This window comes from Rhodosalinus sp. K401, from assembly GCF_041365735.1.
Classification (GTDB): Bacteria; Pseudomonadota; Alphaproteobacteria; order Rhodobacterales; family Rhodobacteraceae; genus Rhodosalinus.
This window is the reverse complement of sequence record NZ_JBGFSI010000014.1, coordinates 1-17,580: the sequence shown is the minus strand read 5'-3', so window position 1 is coordinate 17,580 and position 17,580 is coordinate 1. Positions and strand designations below refer to the sequence as shown.

17 protein-coding genes are annotated in these 17,580 nt (G+C 61.7%); 5 read left to right on the top strand and 12 right to left on the bottom strand.

Going from position 1 to position 17,580, the window contains the following annotated elements:
* Positions 1–100: 100 nt before the first annotated feature.
* The 3 genes from AB6A66_RS14045 to AB6A66_RS14035 form a co-directional block, all read right to left on the bottom strand.
* Positions 101–619 carry a DNA repair protein RadC gene (locus tag AB6A66_RS14045; RefSeq protein ID WP_371056374.1) on the bottom strand — a complete coding sequence of 173 codons (519 nt, stop codon included), beginning with the start codon at positions 617–619 and terminating at the stop codon, positions 101–103.
* 108 nt (positions 620–727) lie between these two features.
* Positions 728–1,168, bottom strand: coding sequence for a RadC family protein (locus AB6A66_RS14040; protein ID WP_371056373.1), 441 nt, complete (start codon positions 1,166–1,168; stop codon positions 728–730).
* Between the two features lie 129 nt (positions 1,169–1,297).
* Entirely contained in the window at positions 1,298–2,497 is a 1,200-nt protein-coding gene (locus AB6A66_RS14035; protein ID WP_371056372.1) for a DUF932 domain-containing protein, read from the bottom strand.
* Between the two features lie 411 nt (positions 2,498–2,908).
* On the opposite strand from AB6A66_RS14035, the gene AB6A66_RS14030 reads away from it, so the two are divergent.
* Complete coding sequence (locus AB6A66_RS14030) at positions 2,909–4,030, top strand: hypothetical protein (RefSeq protein WP_371056371.1); 1,122 nt, start codon at positions 2,909–2,911, stop codon at positions 4,028–4,030.
* Positions 4,031–4,203: 173 nt separating this feature from the next.
* Here AB6A66_RS14030 and AB6A66_RS14025 read toward each other — a convergent pair whose 3' ends face one another.
* The gene (locus AB6A66_RS14025; protein ID WP_009820080.1) at positions 4,204–4,608 is read right to left on the bottom strand and encodes a single-stranded DNA-binding protein; all 405 of its coding nucleotides are present in this window, start codon (positions 4,606–4,608) and stop codon (positions 4,204–4,206) included.
* Positions 4,609–5,033: 425 nt separating this feature from the next.
* On the opposite strand from AB6A66_RS14025, the gene AB6A66_RS14020 reads away from it, so the two are divergent.
* Positions 5,034–5,354 (top strand): H-NS family nucleoid-associated regulatory protein, encoded by a 321-nt coding sequence (locus tag AB6A66_RS14020; protein ID WP_371056369.1) that lies wholly within the window; start codon positions 5,034–5,036, stop codon positions 5,352–5,354.
* 144 nt (positions 5,355–5,498) lie between these two features.
* Here the strand turns inward: AB6A66_RS14020 and AB6A66_RS14015 are convergent, their stop codons facing one another.
* The 7 genes from AB6A66_RS14015 to repA form a co-directional block, all read right to left on the bottom strand.
* The gene (locus AB6A66_RS14015) at positions 5,499–7,607 is read right to left on the bottom strand and encodes a hypothetical protein (protein WP_371056368.1); all 2,109 of its coding nucleotides are present in this window, start codon (positions 7,605–7,607) and stop codon (positions 5,499–5,501) included.
* A gap of 216 nt (positions 7,608–7,823) precedes the next feature.
* Positions 7,824–7,988: a hypothetical protein gene (locus AB6A66_RS14010; protein WP_371056367.1), complete on the bottom strand. Its 165-nt coding sequence runs from the start codon at positions 7,986–7,988 to the stop codon at positions 7,824–7,826.
* Between the two features lie 390 nt (positions 7,989–8,378).
* The gene (locus AB6A66_RS14005; RefSeq protein WP_371056366.1) at positions 8,379–8,852 is read right to left on the bottom strand and encodes a hypothetical protein; all 474 of its coding nucleotides are present in this window, start codon (positions 8,850–8,852) and stop codon (positions 8,379–8,381) included.
* A gap of 99 nt (positions 8,853–8,951) precedes the next feature.
* Positions 8,952–11,123, bottom strand: a complete 2,172-nt coding sequence (locus AB6A66_RS14000; RefSeq protein ID WP_371056365.1) for a ParB/RepB/Spo0J family partition protein — start codon at positions 11,121–11,123, stop codon at positions 8,952–8,954.
* A gap of 167 nt (positions 11,124–11,290) precedes the next feature.
* Positions 11,291–12,502 (bottom strand): plasmid replication protein RepC, encoded by a 1,212-nt coding sequence (gene repC, locus AB6A66_RS13995; RefSeq protein WP_132951972.1) that lies wholly within the window; start codon positions 12,500–12,502, stop codon positions 11,291–11,293.
* Between the two features lie 212 nt (positions 12,503–12,714).
* Positions 12,715–13,647, bottom strand: a complete 933-nt coding sequence (gene repB, locus AB6A66_RS13990) for a plasmid partitioning protein RepB (protein ID WP_371056364.1) — start codon at positions 13,645–13,647, stop codon at positions 12,715–12,717.
* On the bottom strand, positions 13,631–14,824 hold the full coding sequence (gene repA / locus AB6A66_RS13985; protein WP_371056363.1) for a plasmid partitioning protein RepA: 1,194 nt from the start codon (positions 14,822–14,824) through the stop codon (positions 13,631–13,633). Before repA ends, repB begins: the two co-directional genes overlap by 17 nt.
* Before the next feature lie 209 nt (positions 14,825–15,033).
* On the opposite strand from repA, the gene AB6A66_RS13980 reads away from it, so the two are divergent.
* Together AB6A66_RS13980 and AB6A66_RS13975 are read left to right on the top strand one after the other, a co-directional pair.
* A complete protein-coding gene (locus AB6A66_RS13980) occupies positions 15,034–15,261 on the top strand; it encodes an AbrB/MazE/SpoVT family DNA-binding domain-containing protein (protein ID WP_132951966.1) in 228 nt (75 codons plus the stop codon).
* The gene (locus AB6A66_RS13975) at positions 15,251–15,646 is read left to right on the top strand and encodes a PIN domain-containing protein (RefSeq protein WP_371056362.1); all 396 of its coding nucleotides are present in this window, start codon (positions 15,251–15,253) and stop codon (positions 15,644–15,646) included. Before AB6A66_RS13980 ends, AB6A66_RS13975 begins: the two co-directional genes overlap by 11 nt.
* 78 nt (positions 15,647–15,724) lie before the next feature.
* Here AB6A66_RS13975 and AB6A66_RS13970 read toward each other — a convergent pair whose 3' ends face one another.
* Positions 15,725–16,609: a recombinase family protein gene (locus AB6A66_RS13970; RefSeq protein WP_371056361.1), complete on the bottom strand. Its 885-nt coding sequence runs from the start codon at positions 16,607–16,609 to the stop codon at positions 15,725–15,727.
* 226 nt (positions 16,610–16,835) lie between these two features.
* On the opposite strand from AB6A66_RS13970, the gene AB6A66_RS13965 reads away from it, so the two are divergent.
* The coding region (locus tag AB6A66_RS13965) for a hypothetical protein (RefSeq protein WP_371056360.1) at positions 16,836–17,580 on the top strand (745 nt) is incomplete at its 3' end.

Here is a 17,580-nt window from a genome sequence, read left to right as displayed (position 1 = left end):
GTGAGTCTCCGCTAAGGTTAAAGGATCGGAGCCGGTCCGGGCGATCTCTCTCCCCCGGACAAGCTCCAAATCCCCCCTGCCCTCCTCTGCCTCTCGGGCCTCAGGCAGCGACCTGCAGCGCCCGGGCAGTGAAAGCGCGCCAGAGCGGGTCGACGAGGCGCCCGTCCAGAAAATCGGCGCGGTGGCGCAGCCGCTGCGCAAGATCGGGCTCACCCCAGGCAGCCGCGCGGCCCGCCTGCGCGCGCAGCTGGCTCGCCTCGGTCACGACGCCACGTGCCTCAGCCGTGCTCGTCACCGGGTGGCACCAGGCGACGGCGTGGTCACTGGCGGCCCCGGCCAGCACAAGGCGCTCGTCGCGATCGAGTATCGCCAGAAGCTGGGGCGTGGCATCCGTGGCCATGCCCTCGGCATGGTCGATCGCGCCCTGTATGGCATCGGCCAGCGTCGCAAAGCGCGCGAAGACCAACGGCGCGGCCCGGCCCGACATCAGATCCGCAGGCGTGCGGCGCGACAGGGTCAGGGCAAAGGGGTGGTTGGGATCAGCATCGCCCACAGCGAAAACCGGCGAGAAGCCTCGCGGGCCGGTGGTCGGGTGGATGGGGAGGGGCAAGTCGAACATGGGGAAATCTCCGACGGCGCGGGAAGCCTCTCTCCCCGCTTCATCCGTCAAAGACCAAACCGCCGCCCTCGTCCTCGAAGGGGCGGCGGTGATGGGTCCGATGGGCCTTCAGAGCTTGCCGAGGGCCCGCAGGCTCAGCTCCGTCCCGGCGCCGACGATGATGTGGTCGTGCAGCGTCAGCCCGAGGTACTTGCAGCCCTTCTGGATTTCCTTGGTCATGCTGAGATCGGCCTCCGACGGCGTCGGATCGCCCGAAGGGTGGTTGTGGATCAGGATCAGGGCGCTGGCGTTCAGCATCAGCGCTCGCTTGATCACCTCGCGCGGATAGACCGGGACATGGTCGACCGTACCGGTCGAGAGAAGCTCATCCGAGATGATGCGGTTCTTGCGGTCGAGGTAGAGCACGTGGAACCGCTCGATGGGCCCGCGGACGGTCAGCGCGCAGTAGTCCATCAGCGCATGCCAGCTGCCGATGACCGGGTTCTGGCTGAGGTAGCGGCCGAGGATGTCACGGGCCTCGAGGATGACGGTTTCTTCCTGGGGGGTCATGAAGGTTCTCGCTGAGATGCGCAGGCCGAAGCCCCCTGCCCTCTCGGGGCGGGGCCAGTGGCGTGCGTGTGGAAAGGGAAAGTGCGACCGCCGCCGCGCGCGAGGGCGGTCGCGTTGTCGGGCCCGGCGTCAGGCGACCCGGTCGAGGAGCTTCTTGGCGCGCCCTTCCATGTCGAGGCGGGCATCCTGCTGGGTCTTGTCGCGCGCAAGCCGCGTGATGCCCTGCACGAAGTCGAAGATGCTCTCGGGCGGGCGGCCTTCCTCCATCAGCACCTTCTCGATGATCTTGCCGGATTCGGCTTTCGAGAAACCGCGCTTACGCAGGAAATCTGCACGGTCCTCATCGCTGCGCGCCACGACCTGCTGCCGTGCTGCCCTGATGCCGTTCACGAATCCCAGCGGCGAGGAATTGGCGAAGCGCGTCAGCGCCGGCGCCGCCTCATGTGCGAAGCGCGACGCGGCGTATTTCGAGTGACGGATCTTGATCTCCTGGAAATCCTCGACACCCCAGAGGTTGCGGTTCTGGCACACCGCCCGCAGGTAGAAGCTCGCCATGCCGAGGGTCTTTGCCCCCACCTCGGAGTTCCAGCAGTAGAATCCCCGGAAGTAGAGGTCGGGTGAGCCGTCCGCCAGCTTGCCCGCCTCGATCGGGTTTCGATCGTCGACCAGGAACAGGAAGACATCGCGGTCCGAGGCGTAGAGCGTGGTCGTGTCGCGGCTGATTTCGACATCGGGGTTGTAGACCCCGGTCGACCAATCCAGCACACCCGGTACCTTCCAGCGCGTATCGCCCGTGCCATTGCCGGCGATGCGCTGCACCGCCTCCACAAGTTCGAAGTCATGGATGCGGCCGTAGTCGGGACCGGTCACGGCGCGCAGTTCCGTGCGGCCATCCTCGGTTTCGAAGGTCTTCACCTGCTCGGCACGGTGATTGGTCAAACCGTATTGCAGGTTGATCCCCGCCAGAGGCGCGGGAAGCTGCCGCAGGTAGGATGCCGGGGCACCGACGATGCTGGCAAGCTGGCCAAACGCCCAATGCGTGGGTGCGACAGGCTCCTGCGCTTTCGGCAGCATCAGATGCAACCGCTCAGGGTTATCGCGCGCGGCCTCTACGCGGATGTCCGCCGTCTGCACCACCCGGCTGCGGCTGCGCTCGGACCGACCCTTCACATTGGCCCAGAGATCATCGAGCGACAGATACCGCTCGTCATCCGGCCGGTTGAACCATTCGGACGACACTCGCCCGTTCCGCTCACCACGGCTCACATCCACTTTCCAGCCACCCGCCCGCGCCGGTGCGACTGGATCCAGAACTTCCACAACGCCCATCGGTATTCCTCCGTGACAGGCGCCGGGAGCCACTCTCCCAGCCCTCAACCCGTCACCCGGAAACCGGCACTCCTCTGACTCTTCAGCCTCAGCGCGAAGGGCAGCAGTGCAGGACGGAGCAAGCTTTCTCTGCAACCGCACGAAGGTCTGCTTCAATGATTGAGCTGTTCAACAAACGGTGGTTGTATCCGAGAAAAAATACCATCTGCAGAATAGTTGGATGACGGTCAGGAGGGCAGAAACTGATGTAAGCTACGGGGTTAGCATTTTGTTGCAGCCAACTAGAAATTTTCTGCTGCGCGCTTCGTTTTGTCTCCATAGACGGAGTGGTGACGATCGATTGACCAGGCTATCTTAGACTTTTCTGGCGCTCTATGATTGCGGAGTGAAGTGAGCGGTGGAGGGCGTTGGATGACGCTGATCAACCGGATGTGGTGGGACCATCTTGTCCCCAAGGAGATGGCGCCGCTTCGGGGCCATCTGCAGGCTATGCTGTCTTCCTTTTCCAAGACCGAGTACGGTGCGCAATGGATGAAAACAGCCTTTGAGCCAAACGGCGTGGTACGTCTTGTGCCGGGGCAAATCATACCCGTGTTTCATGTCATCTTTCTGGAGGGTGCCGAACCTTTCGTGGCACCCCAAAAGAAAATCGAACTCCAACACAGAGCCGTTTCGCGGGATAGAGCCTTTCAATCAGGCCGCCCGGCACAGGATGGGGAAATCGCCATAGGCCCCAGCATTCAGGTAGAGGTTGTCTCAGATCCCGCGTTTCTTGCGGCAGCACGCGCACGAAAGACAGAGATCGACGAAAGTACTGTGTCGAAGCCTGCCATGATATTCAGTTGTCCCGCGCATATGCTGTTCAATCCCCAAGGGTATCCTAAGAAGTCATATGTGCTCTACCAGCACATTTTCGGCGGTGGCGGCTCCTATCCCGATCAAGGATGGTTTTACGTGGGCGTAACGACACGCAGTTGGCAGAAGCGGTGGGCTGAGCACCGCCGCAACATTGACCAAGGCAGCGTGCTACTGTTTCACCGCAGGTTTCGCGAAGAACGCGATGCGGGCCGTCTCACATACATTCACCACAAAGTCATGGCCGCGACCGATGATGTAGAAGCGCTCTATGAAGCGGAGGAGTTCATGGTGGACGGCCATTGGGACGACCAACGACGCCTCAATATGATACCGGGCGGGAAGTCAGGTTTGCGCTATATGCGCGAGCACGGAATACTTTCCAAAAACGTAGTCCCAATGCCGGACGAGCGGGATCGGGTTGTCCTGAAATGGTTGCAGGAGCATCCGCGCAAAGGCTTACCTGCACCTTGGGTAGCAGAAAAATGGCGTGACGACGCATGGGCAATTGCTCAAATCTGCGGACGTGATGGACGACTTTCGATTAAGCAGGTTCAGGCTATTAGGGCGTTGGCGAAAACACACAGCGCTGAGGAGATCGCCATACGCATCGGCGCCAATAACACCGCGCAGGTAGAGCGAGTTTTGGCCGGGAAGACCTACACTCGGGTGCAATGATATGCGGTTGAGGCCCAAAACGGTCTATTGGTCACGGCTTTGTCTACGTCCCGGAGAATGGGTATTATCGCAAATTGCACCACTCGGTAGGTCAGGGCTCGACGCTGCCTTGCGGCAGTGCCGCGAACCCGGCGGGTTGCCCCGCCGGGTTCGAGGGGGAGACCCCGTTCTTTTCAGAACGGGATCTCGTCGTCGCGGTCGACCAGCTCGGGGTTTTCGGTCTCGGCCGACTTCGGGCGGCTCAGGAAGTCGACCTTCTCGGCGATGATCTCGCAACCGTAGCGGTCGTTCCCCATGCTGTCGATCCACTTGGTGTAGTGGATGCGGCCGTGGACGAGGACCTTCATGCCCTTTTCGCAATGCTCCGCGACCGTCTTGCCGAGACCGTTGAAGCAGGTGATGCGGTGCCATTCGGTGTCCATGACCCGGTAGCCGTTCTCGTCGCGCAGGACGCGACCTTCCGAGAGGCGGGGGCGGGATGTGGCGAGGCTGAAGTTGGTGATCTTGGTGCCGCCCTGGGTGGTGCGGACTTCGGGGGTCTGACCGATGTTGCCGGCGAGGATGACGATGTTCTGCATGGTAAGCTCCTGTGTTTCCTGTCTTCGGGACCGTCCCTTCGACAAGACCCGGAAAAAGCCCGTCGGGTGACGCGTGCACGGTGGCCGGAACGGACGCCGGAAACCCCCAGAGGACCGGGGTGGAGCGGGCAGCCCCGAAGGGGCAACACGGCCCGGACTGACGCGGGGTTGCATGCAGGCAACCGAACGGGATTAGGGGATTGTCAGTCGAAGGGATGGCCCAGAGGACAGAGATGCGCAGGGAGCCAATGCCAGACACTGTCACCCCTCCAATCGGGACAGCCTGACCCCCAGTTCAGCACCTCACTGGCGGCAACGACGGCGATCATCATCCGTTGCCACCCCTGCCCTTAGCTTCCGGGAGTTGCGGCACCCTGCTGCGACAGGCTATCGATACCGGGACATTCAGGACACGGACCGCACCAATGGCTGATTACGAACTCGAGGCGCTGTCGCTCAGCGAGCTGAAGAAAATCCAGAAGGACGTCGCCAAGGCGATCTCCACATTCGAGGATCGGCAGAAGGCGGAAGCCCGCGCCAAGGTGGAAGCTCTCGCCCGGGACCTCGGCTATTCCCTGGCGGAACTCGTCGGCACCGAGACGAAATCCTCCCGTGCGCCAGCCGCGGCGAAATACCGGCACCCTGAGAATCCGTCGCTCACCTGGTCCGGCCGGGGACGCAAGCCGCAGTGGTTCGTGGAGGCGTTGGCGGCGGGAAAGACCGCGAGCGACCTCGCCATCAGTTAAAGGCTTGACCTACGCGATCGGCCCTGAGCTCCATTCGCCTCACAGCCAGGCGCTGCCACGTAGCTTCACAGAACCGGTCATTCGTCCATCGTGCAGCATTTTTGGTGGGTGCAGGTCGGCGGAGCGGCACCAAGCCGACCTTGATCAAAGCGGCGGTAGCTTCAGGCGCTCCCTATATACTCCGATGCGTTTGCGAGCACGATCCACGATGTCACCGTAGAAAAGAAGTTCCGAGTACAGCTGCCCGAGTGTAGCCTGGCTTTTCGGCTCCTTCACGTCGTTGGTGCTGAAGAAGCCGTTCTCGCCGGGCAAGCGATTGTAGCCTCTCAGGCGGATTGGATTGATGGTATCCCCTATCAGGTATCCGTAGAACTTTTTCAGCCTTCCGTTGGACTTCGCGGCCAAGATTGTGGCGTATTCCATCAGGTCGTTGTCGTGCTCGTCGAGACTGACGCCGGGCGCCTTGAACTCGACGATCACAACGGAGCCTTCCTCGTGGAACAGCGCTATATCCGGGCGGCAGCCCCCGTTCTCCTCTCCTATCCGGTTTAGCAACTCGCCAACGGCCTCATCGACGTCGGCTTCAAAGAGGCTTTGGCCGTTGTCCCATTTGATCTGGTTCAGCGGCATGTCAGAGGCGATGTAGTCGTAGTAGTGGTACTCCTCGCTGAGCAACCAGACGTCGTGGTCCGAAACCTCCTCGCTGTCCTTCCGCATCGGGAAGAAGATGCTGTGGATCAGAGCCTCGTTTTTGCGGCGCTTTCCGTCGGGTAGTTCGGCCTGGACGTTGAGGCCCTGTTTCACAGCCAGGTCCAGCACGTCGATCAATGCTGACCTGCGAACAACCAGCTGCGAGAGGTTGGCCATGTCTATCGTCTTGAGGGACGAGGCGAATTCCCACGAAAGATCGTCGATCTTGCGTCGGAAGTCATCGCTGTCCGGGGCGAGGCCCTTGATCGCATCCTTCATAGCCGAGAGGCTGGACGTCTCGTTGACCACCAGCTCCTGAAGGTTCGTCAAGACACGCTTCGCTACCTCGTTCGGGGTGTCCCCGAACTTCACGCGCGTGTTCGAGTACGAGAGCATCTCCTCAGACACGCCGAAATCCTTCGCCACGTCTTTCACAATCGTATCCCTGGACCAATCAGGTGGCGTTATGAGCTCCTGCACCTTGTCGTCGAGAACCGAGAATATGTCCTCGAAGGTGACCTGCATCCCTTCGAAAAAGTCGCCTGAGCCGTCGTCTAGTGGAATCTTATCGAACCCATCGCGTTGCTCGTTCACACCATCATCCAACAGGTCCCCCTCGATCAGGACAATGTGGTAATGACCGTCAATCGCGTTGTTTTCGAGCGTCTTGGTCTTGAGGTAACGACCGGTGATGAGCTCAGCGATAGACGCCTTGGCGCACAAGCCTATGATGTTGCGAGGCAACGGGTACTGCGTCTCGTCCAGCTTGTAGTGCGTTATGGTGAAGTCGGCCGATACCTTATCCACGCCTTCGATGTGTTCGACGGTGATCGGCGTCACGGACGTGTGCTCGGGGATATCTGCGGGCGTCAGGGTTTCTTCAGACTTGTTGCCCCCAAGGTCGCTGACGAACTTAATCTGGAAGCCGCCGAGGTCATCCTTAAGGCTGACGAACCTTTGCAGCAGGTTGAAGAGAACGTGCTGTCGGATCGCCTCTGCAGTGAACGTCCTGTGCACGCTGGCGACGGATAGGATGGTCTCGCGCAGCTTCGGCACCACGTGCGAAAGTCGTATATGGGTCCCGACTTCGCCGGTGTCCCGATCCTCTACCGTGAAATCGGTCTCTTCGATGGTCTTTCGGTCGCGCAGAAGAGGCAGCGAGATGTGCTTTAATCGGTCTCCCTCTCTGTAGATTGATGACAGGGAGACTGCCGTGAAGTGGTGGAAGAACTGGACGCGACCGGTTCCTTTGCACTTCCCGATGCCGGGGATGTTGAGGTCATCCTTGTAAGAGGTGTCCTTAGTCAGGAAGGCCTTGCGCTGCTCTGGCCCAAGACCGCAACCATTGTCCTCGCAGGTGATCTCAAGGTCGTACACCTCGCCGAGCAAGTCCGCTTTCGTAGCTTTCACCTTGAGCGTCACTTCCAGGGCAACCGCGTCGGCCTCATCCCTCTTTCGGATCAGGAACGCGTCGATCGAGTTCGCCAGTAGCTCATCCACGACCACCAATGGATTCTTGCTGATGCGCGTGTTTTTCAGGCTACCGCGGATATCCAGCGTCACTGTCGGTCCTCAATCTTGTAACGATTTGTTTTTCCCACTTATCCTAGCGTGCTCTCTCCAAGTCAATTTTCGCGTGCTTGAGCCCTTGTAAGTACTGTGATCTGCGCTGGTGGCACACAGGCGTTCTTCAGATCTGCAGCACCGATCACACGGCACGCGATAGGCCCGGCGGCGCACCTGCGCCGTGCCGGACCCTCGGGAAGTGAGGCCGAAGCCTCACCCGAAGGGATCGTATTCCCAGACGATCACGACCTCGTCGCCGTCGATTTCATCGGCGGGGACGGCGCCGAAGGTTCCATCCCCTGCCTGGAAGACGACGATCGAGACCATGAGCGTGGCGGCGAGGGAGGCGGCGAAGGCGTGTGCATCTTTGCGGGACATCTGTTTGGCTCCTGTCTTGGAGGCGGGGGACCATCCCCCGCGCGACAGGACCCCGCAGGCCCGAAGACTGGCTGACATCACCGGGTGCGTTCGGCTCGTCCGAATCCACCCGGCGGCACGGGCTTGCCCGTAGTCCGACCCCTCGCGGGTTGATCTCGAAGACGGGATTCGGGGCAAGGAAGGGAATGGCGAGCGGGGGATGGTGCCCCAACGTCAGGAGCCGGTTGTCCCGCTCATGCTTGGAACGCCGCCAGCCTCCCGGGCAGGCTCTTGGTTGAAGACCTCCGTCTTGGCGGATGGATCCTATGGCGCCCCGCGATATCGCGGGACGAGGTTCTTGGTCGGTGAGAGGCCCGGCCCTTCGGCAGACCCCTCGCGCATTGTCGGGGCTCAGGCGGCCAGGTCCGCGCCCCCTGCCCTTTCGCCGTCCTCGGCACCGACGATCTCGAGCCGCGCGTTGCGATAGCCTTCTCGCGCAATCCAGAGCTCGGCTGCGGTGACGGACTCCGCCAGATGCAGCAATTCAGTGTTGCCCCCGAAGTCGAGGAGCACACGCACCTGCCCGGCCTTCGGTACCTCGGCCACCTCGAAGATCAGACGGCTGTCCGCCGAATGGCTGCGCATGATGGTTACGAGGATCACCCCGTCCGAAGAAAAGTTCCCTTCATGCAGCGTGAAGGAAGCTGGAGCGGTCCAGGTCGGATACACCCGGGGCGGCTCTTTCTTCACGAGACGGCCGACGCCGTTCGAACGCTCCCAGGCTGCCAGCTTCTTGGTGAAGCGTGCCGGTGGCTTGGGACTGCCGTCGGTGTAGCGGATCAGTGCCCCGAGGGGGGCTGTGTCGATGATGATTGTTGCAGACATGATTCCTCATCCCGAATGCGAGAATCCGCATTCATCATATTGATATTGCAGTCTTTTGTTGGAATGAGGGCGGGTTTCCCCGCCCCCGGATGGCTCAGATCACTCTGCGGCCATCATCGACGCGGAACTCTCCGGCAAATCGGCCGTCAGGAAAGCCGGGAGATCGATGTCTTCGGGCTCGCCCACATCTTCCCCCTGCCCTTCCGCGAGATCCTCGCCGTCATGCGCCGCCAGATCGGCCCGGCGCAGGACCTCGGGCAACCAACCGCTGCCCTTGAGGAGCCGCTCGGCTTCGGTCGCCATCTCGCCCTTCTTCAGGTGATCGAGAAGCTGCGCGGTCCCCTCCCCCTTCGCCTCGCGCACGGCCTCGAGGATCCGGGCCTTGGGCACACGGTTGAGATAGCCATCGACCGTCGGCTCCCAGCCCGCTTCGACCATGTCGAGATCCACCGCGTGGGCCACGAGGTCGGCATGCGCCATGCGGCGGGTCAGACCGCTGGCCGAGATGCCCGCACCGTAAGGGTTCACCTTCTCATGGAGCGCATTGATCCCGAAACTGAGGCAATGCGCCAGAAGGGCGAGACGGCTGCCCTGGTCGAGAGCCGTCAGATAGTCCCAGAGGGCAGCATCATCGCCGAGGGGTAGATCAGCCTCCCAGGCGACATGACGCTCGTCGACCAGCTTAGCCACGATGCTGTCCTTCAGGTCGGGCGCCTGGGCGGACATGTAGACGTGGCGCACCGAAGCCTCGAGACAGCTGCCCGAAGCAGAGGAGGTGCGGAAGGTGTCTGTCACCAGCTTCAGGAGCAGTAGCGTAAGCGCGACGTCGGGAGAACGCCCGATGGCCTCACGCAGCGCGAGGGTCCGATGGGCGGTCAGTTCGATGACCAGGCGCTCGGGCAGCGGCTTGAGAGCGCCGTCTTCCTCATCTTCGGTCGGATCGGCACCGATCGGCTGACCACCCGAAGTGATGACGGTGCCCCCGGCGGAGGTCGCCGACGGTTTCCAACTGGAAACACCGACATCATCCCCCTGCCCCATGGCATCCGTGCCGTCACCATCCTGGACCGCGGTCTCCTCGCGCGGCTCGTCTTCGGGCCGGACATAGCCTCGATAGACCGCGAGACTGCCGTCCCGATCCAGCGTGACGAAGACACCCGCGCGCCCGACCTCGACCAGGTCATAGATCAGCGGCCGCTGCTCGAGATCTTCCATCGCCATCTCGAGCTGACCGAGTTGCGCGTCGATCTCCTCGGGGTATTCGTCCTGGCCGGAGTATTCCTCTTCCAGCGCACGATACTCGGCGAGGAGCGAAGCGTGGGCCGCGCTTTCCTCGTCGGTCATCGGGGCGGAATCACCGGCCAGACGCCGCAGACCGTGGCTGTAGCCATAGGGCAGGTCGGTCGCCACCTCGATCCACTTCCAGCCCTCCGAGGCCAGCGCCTCGGCTTCGGCTTGGAGCTTCTCGGAGACCAGCCGATCGAGCAGGGCAGGGTCCTCGAGCCAGCCTCCGTCATCGCCCTGGAAGAGATCGCGCAGGACGACACCGCCGGCCGCCTCATAGGCATCGACACCGACGAAGACCGCGCGGCGATCGGACGCCCGGACCGAGGTTTCCGTCAGAATGCGCCGGATGGCATAGGGCTCCTTGTTCCAGGAGTTTTTCACCGCATCCCAGACCTGTTCCTGACGCGCATGATCCGGGTTCACGGTGAAGGCCATCAGCTGTTCCAGCGTCATGCCATCCTCGGCATAGACCTCAAGCAGGGCAGGGGCCACGGACGCGAGTTTCAGGCGCTGCTTGACGATCTGCGGCGTGACGAAGAAGGCCGCCGCGATCGCTTCCTCGCTCTGACCTTTCTCGCGCAAGGCCTGAAACGCACGGAACTGATCGAGCGGGTGCAGAGCGACGCGCTGCATGTTCTCTGCCAGCGAGTCGTCCTCGGCCAGAATGTCGGACGCAGCATCCCGCACGATGCAGGGGATCGGCGCGGCCTTCGCCAGCCTCTTCTGCTTTACCAGGAGCGACAGCGCCTGGAAGCGGCGGCCACCGGCCGGGATCTCGAACGTGCCGGTCTCGACACCATCGGCATCGAGCACGGGCCGCACGTTCAGGCTCTGCAGGAGGCCACGGCGGGCGATGTCCTCGGCCAGCTCCTCGACCGAAATGCCGGCCTTGATGCGCCGCACGTTGGACTGGCTCAGCACGAGCTTGTTGAAGGGAATGTCCCGCGACGGGGACAGGGTGATGTTCTGGGTTGCTTTCGCCATCAGATCTTCTCCACGACGGGCGCCGGAAGCCACTCTCCCGATCTCACTTCCCGTCACCCCTCAAACCCCAACCTTTTCCTCTCGAACATCCTGCGGCTGCCAAGAGGCGACTTAACAGCTGTTAAGTCATGAAACACGAGCCATAGACGATCTGAACTTAACAGCTGTTAAGCCGCACTCCGCCGACCGATCAACGCCATGACCATTGGCCCACAAGAGAACTCGCCAGCTGCAGCTTTGGATGTCAGCGCACGGAGATAGCCCCCCGGGGATCGGATGTCGGCAAAGCGTTCCAACATGGCGACAACGACGATCGACGCCTGCTCGGGGCCCATAAACCGCTGCGCTTCTTCCCAGGCGGATGCACTGATCCCCATCGCAGGCCGGACATGGCACGCCGCGTCGAAAAGCTGGTGCCAGTGCCGGATATCAGCATGGTAGAAGGTCTTGAGCGAAGGGCAGGCGGCAAGTACCAAGTGGAGCGGGATTTTTGGGACTTGTCGAGTATCCGGCTCTTCAACGTCAGCAACAGGCGCATCGGTATCATCATCTGGCGCGCCGGCCGCCGCCCCGCCTTTTTCTAAGGCAGGTTCAAGATCTATAGATTCTTTATTTGAATTATGATGGTGACGCTCAAAACGAGCATCATTGGTGTTCATTTCTTCTGTTTCAGGACCATCGATGAGGTTGCGAGCCTGATCGAGGAGAGCTTCAAGTTCGGCCCGATAGGCCGAGAGGTCCTCAAGCGACAACTTGCGGCGAAGCGCGCGTGCCGTGAGGGCGGCCATGTCGCGCAGCTGATCCCAGAGGCCAAGGCCAGGCCGGATCTCCTCTCCGAACTCCGCGAGGGCCGCGAGATCGCGCCGCATGAGGCTGACGACCTCCCTCAACCGCCTGACACGCTCCTCGGCCTCACGCACGGCCTCTGCGGCCCGCGCGATCTCCTCGGACCGGCAGTAGAGCGGCGAGAGCTCGAAGCCGAAAGCCACATGCTCTTCACCGTGCTTGCGGACGTAGCGCTTCCCGTTGGGGCTATCGCGTCGCATCAGCAAGCCGGCCTCGACCAGGCGGGCCAGGTGACGGCGCATCGTGGAGCAGGGCATGCCGTTCAGCCGCTCGCAGATTGCCTTGTTGGACGGGAAGACGACCATCTCGGCGTTCCCGCCAAGCGCATCATCGGGAAAGAAGCTGAGCAGCCCCTGGAGAACCGTCAGATCGCGCTCGGAAACCCCAAAGGCAGCCTGCGCCTTGGACAGCTCACGCAAGAGCTCCCACTTATTGACGGGCTTGCCTGAAACGGACGCCTCGGGTCGCTCGACCACACGCAGATGGGCGTGCGAAATCGGCCGCATAAACGGCGAAATAGGTGTGTACTCCATGATTTTCGTTCACGAAGGCAAAATTTCCCTGGCCCGCGAATCGCTTTGCGCTTGCGGGAAAGGGGCCAGATCGCTACATTCAGAGGTGCGAAAACTGAAGTTTTGTAGCGGGCTGGTCCCGTGCGAAACCTAAGAAAGGTCTCGTGAAGCTTGCTTCTCGGGGCCTTTTTCTTTTCTGCCTGTCTCGTGCCTCCTTTGTTTGTTGCTCTTCCTCAGTCTTCCGAACGCTTCCAGCGCTCGTGAAGCTCGGCGATCAACTGCGGGGCATGTCCCTCCAACCAGCTGACGAAATCACTGTCCTCGGCCTTCAACTCGAGCTTGAGTTGCTTGCCACGACGTCCAGTCGTGACAGTGGCTGCACCGACGCCCGGAATGACCGTGCCAGGCTGCCCGCGAGGGCGAGACGAAGACGCGGTCTGTTCAGGCTTTCCTGCAGCGGAGAGGACAGCCAAGAATGCATTATCGGACTTCTCGTTTATCCCGCCTTGGTGGGCGTTCTTCGCCTCACCGGCCAAAGCGGCAAGCCGTTCACGATCGACATCTTTAGATCCAAGCAACTTCTTGAGCTCTTCCCATCGCGGCCTTCCGATGCCCGGTGCCGCGCCAATGGCCAGGATCAAGTCCTCTCCCACGGTGCGAACCACGCTTAACAGCTGAGAAACGCCTGCCTCAGTCAAATTGAGAACCTCGGCGACACCCTTGTTTGTGCGTTCGGATGCGGTCAGATGATCACCGTCAAGCAAGGCGGCGGCGACAAGCGCGCGTTCGATGAAGCTAAGGTCCCGACGCTCCTGGTTCTCCAAAAGCTGATCGCGAAGCGCCTGATCGCCCTCCATCTCCGTGACGATGGCGCGGACCTTGATCCCGAGTTCCCTGCAAGCTTCCAGACGACGACGGCCATAGATTAGGCTGTAACGCTCACCCTCAAGCGGCCGGACAAGGATAGGCACGCGCTGACCATTCTTGGAAATCGAGGCTTTGAGACCCTCGGTCTCGATGTGCAAACGGTCATCAAGCCGACCTGCGGTCTCGATTTGGTCAGGCTCGATTTCGAAGACGCCGCCGCGCAGCCTGCGCCCTTCCAGTGCGTCCGGCGCGTTGCGCAGGGTCTGCAACGGCAGCCCGAGTTTAGGCTTTCTTGCCATTTCGGCCCCACGTGTTCTGGATGATCTCAGCGATCTCGTCGTTGACTGCGTTCATGGACTCGATTGCGCGGTCGAATGTCTGACGCGTGAAGTCCTTCTTGTCGGCCTCATAGAGCGTCTGCTTGGTCAGCCCCGCGTCAGAGATAGCCGTCGACTCAACCATATGGTTGGTGAGGACTGATCTACCGAACAGTCCACGGATAAAGGCAATGACCTCGGTCTGTGGGGCATCGCCCACCTTGTATCGGGTCGGTAGGAACCGCAGCCAGTCGAAACGCAGATTTGCGCCGGCATCCCGGATGACACCGAGCAGATCAGCGGTCATGCGCAGGAACTGCGACATGGACATCAGATCGAGCATCTGCGGGTGAACGGTTACAAGGACGCCGGAGGATGCCGACAGGGCGGACATGGTCAGGAAGCCGAGCTGCGGGGGACAGTCGATGACGACGACGTCGTAGTCTGCTTCGACACTGTCGAGCGCATCACGCACCCGCGCGAAAAAGGCGCGCGCACCACCCCGCTGAATAGCGGCAGGCGTCTCGTGCTCGAATTCCATGAGTTCGAGGTTGCCAGGAATCAGATCAAGACCGCGGATGTAGGTCTTGCGGATCACCTCCGAAATCGGAACCGGCTCATCGTAGCGCACCGCGTCATAGAGGGTCCCGCCCTCCATCAGGTCCAATTCAGGCTGGATGCCATGCAGCGCGGAAAGGGAAGCCTGAGGATCGAGGTCGATCGCGAGCACCCGATATCCTTTGAGCGCCAAGCGTTGCGCCAAGTGCGCTGAAGTGGTCGTCTTGCCTGACCCACCCTTGAAGTTGACGACAGAGATAATCTGAAGCTCATCCCCGCCACGACGTCCCGGGACGTAGGTGCCAGGCTTTTTTGCATTTGCCTCAAGGGCGTGGCGGATGTCCCAGACATCATCCAGCGTATACCGACGGTGACTTCCCGCAGTCGTTTCGACGTCAGCGATCTTTCCTTCTCGATGAAGCTTGCGAAGATAGGTATGGTCGACCCCAAGCAACTCGGCCGCTTCACCGCTGGTCAGGCTGCGCATGACCTTCTTGGCGTCAGGAGGGAAGTGAGCCGCACGTTGCGCGTGAAGGTTCGACGCGAGAAGCTCTGCGTAGTGCCCGATGGCAATGTCTAGGTCCTGCTCAGCGTCGCTCATCTCTGCCTCGATCCGTGGGCGCGATTTTTATGTGACCACGCGGTATTTTTCGAGACTATTGCCCGACATGCCAGATTCGCGCAAGCTCTTTCTAAATCTGGTGTTAGTGGCTGCGTCGTGCACAAGAGTGGCTACGGTTTGGTGGCAGGCTTGTTCTTGTAGCCCTTCGGATATACATTACTAAGAGTATATCCAGCTAGGAGGCCACAATGCAGGTCGCGAAATGGGGCAACTCGCTTGCCGTCCGTCTGCCCGCGGAGCTTGTTCGCGAACTTGGCTTGAAAGAAGGCGATCAGATCGACTTGGTCAAGGACGACGGCCAAGTGAGGGTGCGACGCCACGCGCGTGCGGACGAGGTGCTGAACGGCCTGCGCCGCTTCCGGGGCAAGTTGCCCGCTGCAGAGCGCCTGAGCCGCGACGCTGCGCATGAGCGCTGAATTCGCGGATACGAATGTCGTTCTTTACCTGCTTGACGACGGCCAGAAGGCCGATCGCGCCGAGGTCATCCTGGGGCAGGGGCCCCGGATCAGCGTTCAGGTCCTGAACGAGGCGCTGGTGAACTGCCGCCGCAAAGCCGGCCTCAGTTGGGAGGAAGCATCGGCATTTCTCGAAGGCGTGCGCGCCTTGTGTCCCGTCGAAGATCTAACTGTGCAGACCCATGACGTCGGCCGCGCCTTGGCGGAACGCTACGGCTTCTCAATCTACGATGCGATGATCGTGGCGAGCGCTTTGGTTGCGGGCTGTACCACGCTCTGGAGTGAGGACATGCAAGATGGCCTGCTGGTGGAAGGCCAGCTTCGCATCGTCAACCCCTTTGCATGAGCGGACAGTTTCCGAGTGTGGCGCTGGCCTTAACCCTGTAATCCTTCCATGGCGCGGAAGATGTGCAAGGTTGTTTGGCTACTCGAGCAGCCCCAGCCTTTCGGCTCGCTCCAACAGCATCTTAACGGATGACGGCTGCCAGCTTGTCCGCCCGCGGGGTGTGCGCTCGCGCATCGCTTCTAGCCGGGTGCAGATCGCCTGAAGCGTGATGCCGGGATCCGCGCCTTTGATGGCGGCGACGATGGCAGGTAGGCGGTCGTCGGTTTCGCGTCGGCCGGCACGGCCCAGCACAGTTTCGGGCAGGAAGCCATCGCGGACATAGGCATTCACGGCGCGCAGGAGCCGGCTTTGCGTCCAATGCCGCTCTCGGGGCAGGGGAGCGTTGATGATGCGCAGCACGTCCTCCCAGGCCATGTCTGGCCGCAGGCGGCGGACATGGGGCACCCAGTCCTGCGCTGTCTCGTTCAGCCGTTCCATGTAGCTGTCCTGTCGCGCCAGCCGCACCTTGCGCAGCGCCGCGGGATCGCGGGCGCGCAGGCCCGGGTTGCCGCCGATCCGCCCCTTGCTGCGCGCCGAGGCCAGCCCCGCCTTGGTGCGTTCGCGGATCAGGGCGCGCTCGAACTCGGCCGCGGCGCCGAGAACTTGTAGGGTGAACTTGCCCTGCGGCGAGGACGTGTCGATCGGATCGGTCAGCGAGCGAAAAAAGGCACCTTTCGCCTCCAGCAGCTCGATTACCTCCAGCAGATGCGAGAGGGACCGCGCCAGGCGGTCGATACGCACGACGACCAACGTGTCACCCTTGCCGATGCGTTCCAACACACGGGCCAGCACGGGTCGCGCGCGGTTTCCGCCAGAGGCCTGTTCTTCGTGAATCTCGACACAGCCTGCAGATGTCAGGGCCTGCGACTGGGGCAGGGGGGTCTGATCCTCAGTCGAGACGCGGGCATAACCGATCAGGGGCATCAAAACTGGCCGTTTGCAGTTTAAGGTATGATCAATAAACGACCGTTTGAAAACGAATGCAAGGGCGCTCTCTGTGGCCCTGCTCAACGTAAAGCCCTTGGTTTCTATGCAGCGAGCGCGATCAGAGAGCCCTCGTCGACCATCGCCTGTGCGTGCTATATGAGGAGCGTGGGTGCATTCTGACAAAACCCTTGGGTAAAATGCAAAACTCCAGTATTTTGCACATATGAAGCCTCAAGCACCTGCGCTGCATGATGAATCGGACGCTCTCTTCCTCGATGCTGAGGAGGTGGAGCAGTCGTCTGAGGACGATCTTTGGTTCCTGCCCGGCCCCATGGAAGAGGAGCCGGATTATTTGCCGCCCGGACCACGGGCCGAACCGCGTGAAGCCGCTGTTCTCGACGACTGGCGGAAAGCAGAGGCCGGTCATGCCGCGCGTCTTGCCCGTGTGGCCGGTCGCGTCGGCGCGCTGGACGACCGGCTGAAGCGCGGCCCGGAAGGATGGCGGCACAGGCTTGCCCTGATCGAGGCTGCCGACCTCAGCTGGTTCGCGGGTGATCGCATTGGCCCGGATCGGCTGGCGCTCTGGATCTCCATGCGCCTGTCCGGCGCGCACGACGACACCGCAGCCCTTGCACGTGTCGGTTGGGCGGTACGTCGTCTGACAGGGGGGCCAGGCCCAGTGGTGGACTTGGCCGCCTTTCTCGACCGCCGCGATCCCGAGAATATGGCAGATGAAGCCGAGCCTTTCGCGGATCGCGCGGGCGGTTGGCTCGACCTGATCGCACAAGTCGCCGATCTTCACCCGATAACCCGCGCCTGTATGGGTTATCACCTCTGGAGCCTCGCGGGCCTTGGGCAGCAGGGCGATCGAATGGAAGCGGCAGTCACGGCCGCGCGGATCGCGGCTAGCGAGGGCAAGGGAGCGGTCTTTTCACCTCTGGCCATGGGTGGGGCAGGGGGGCTGCGCG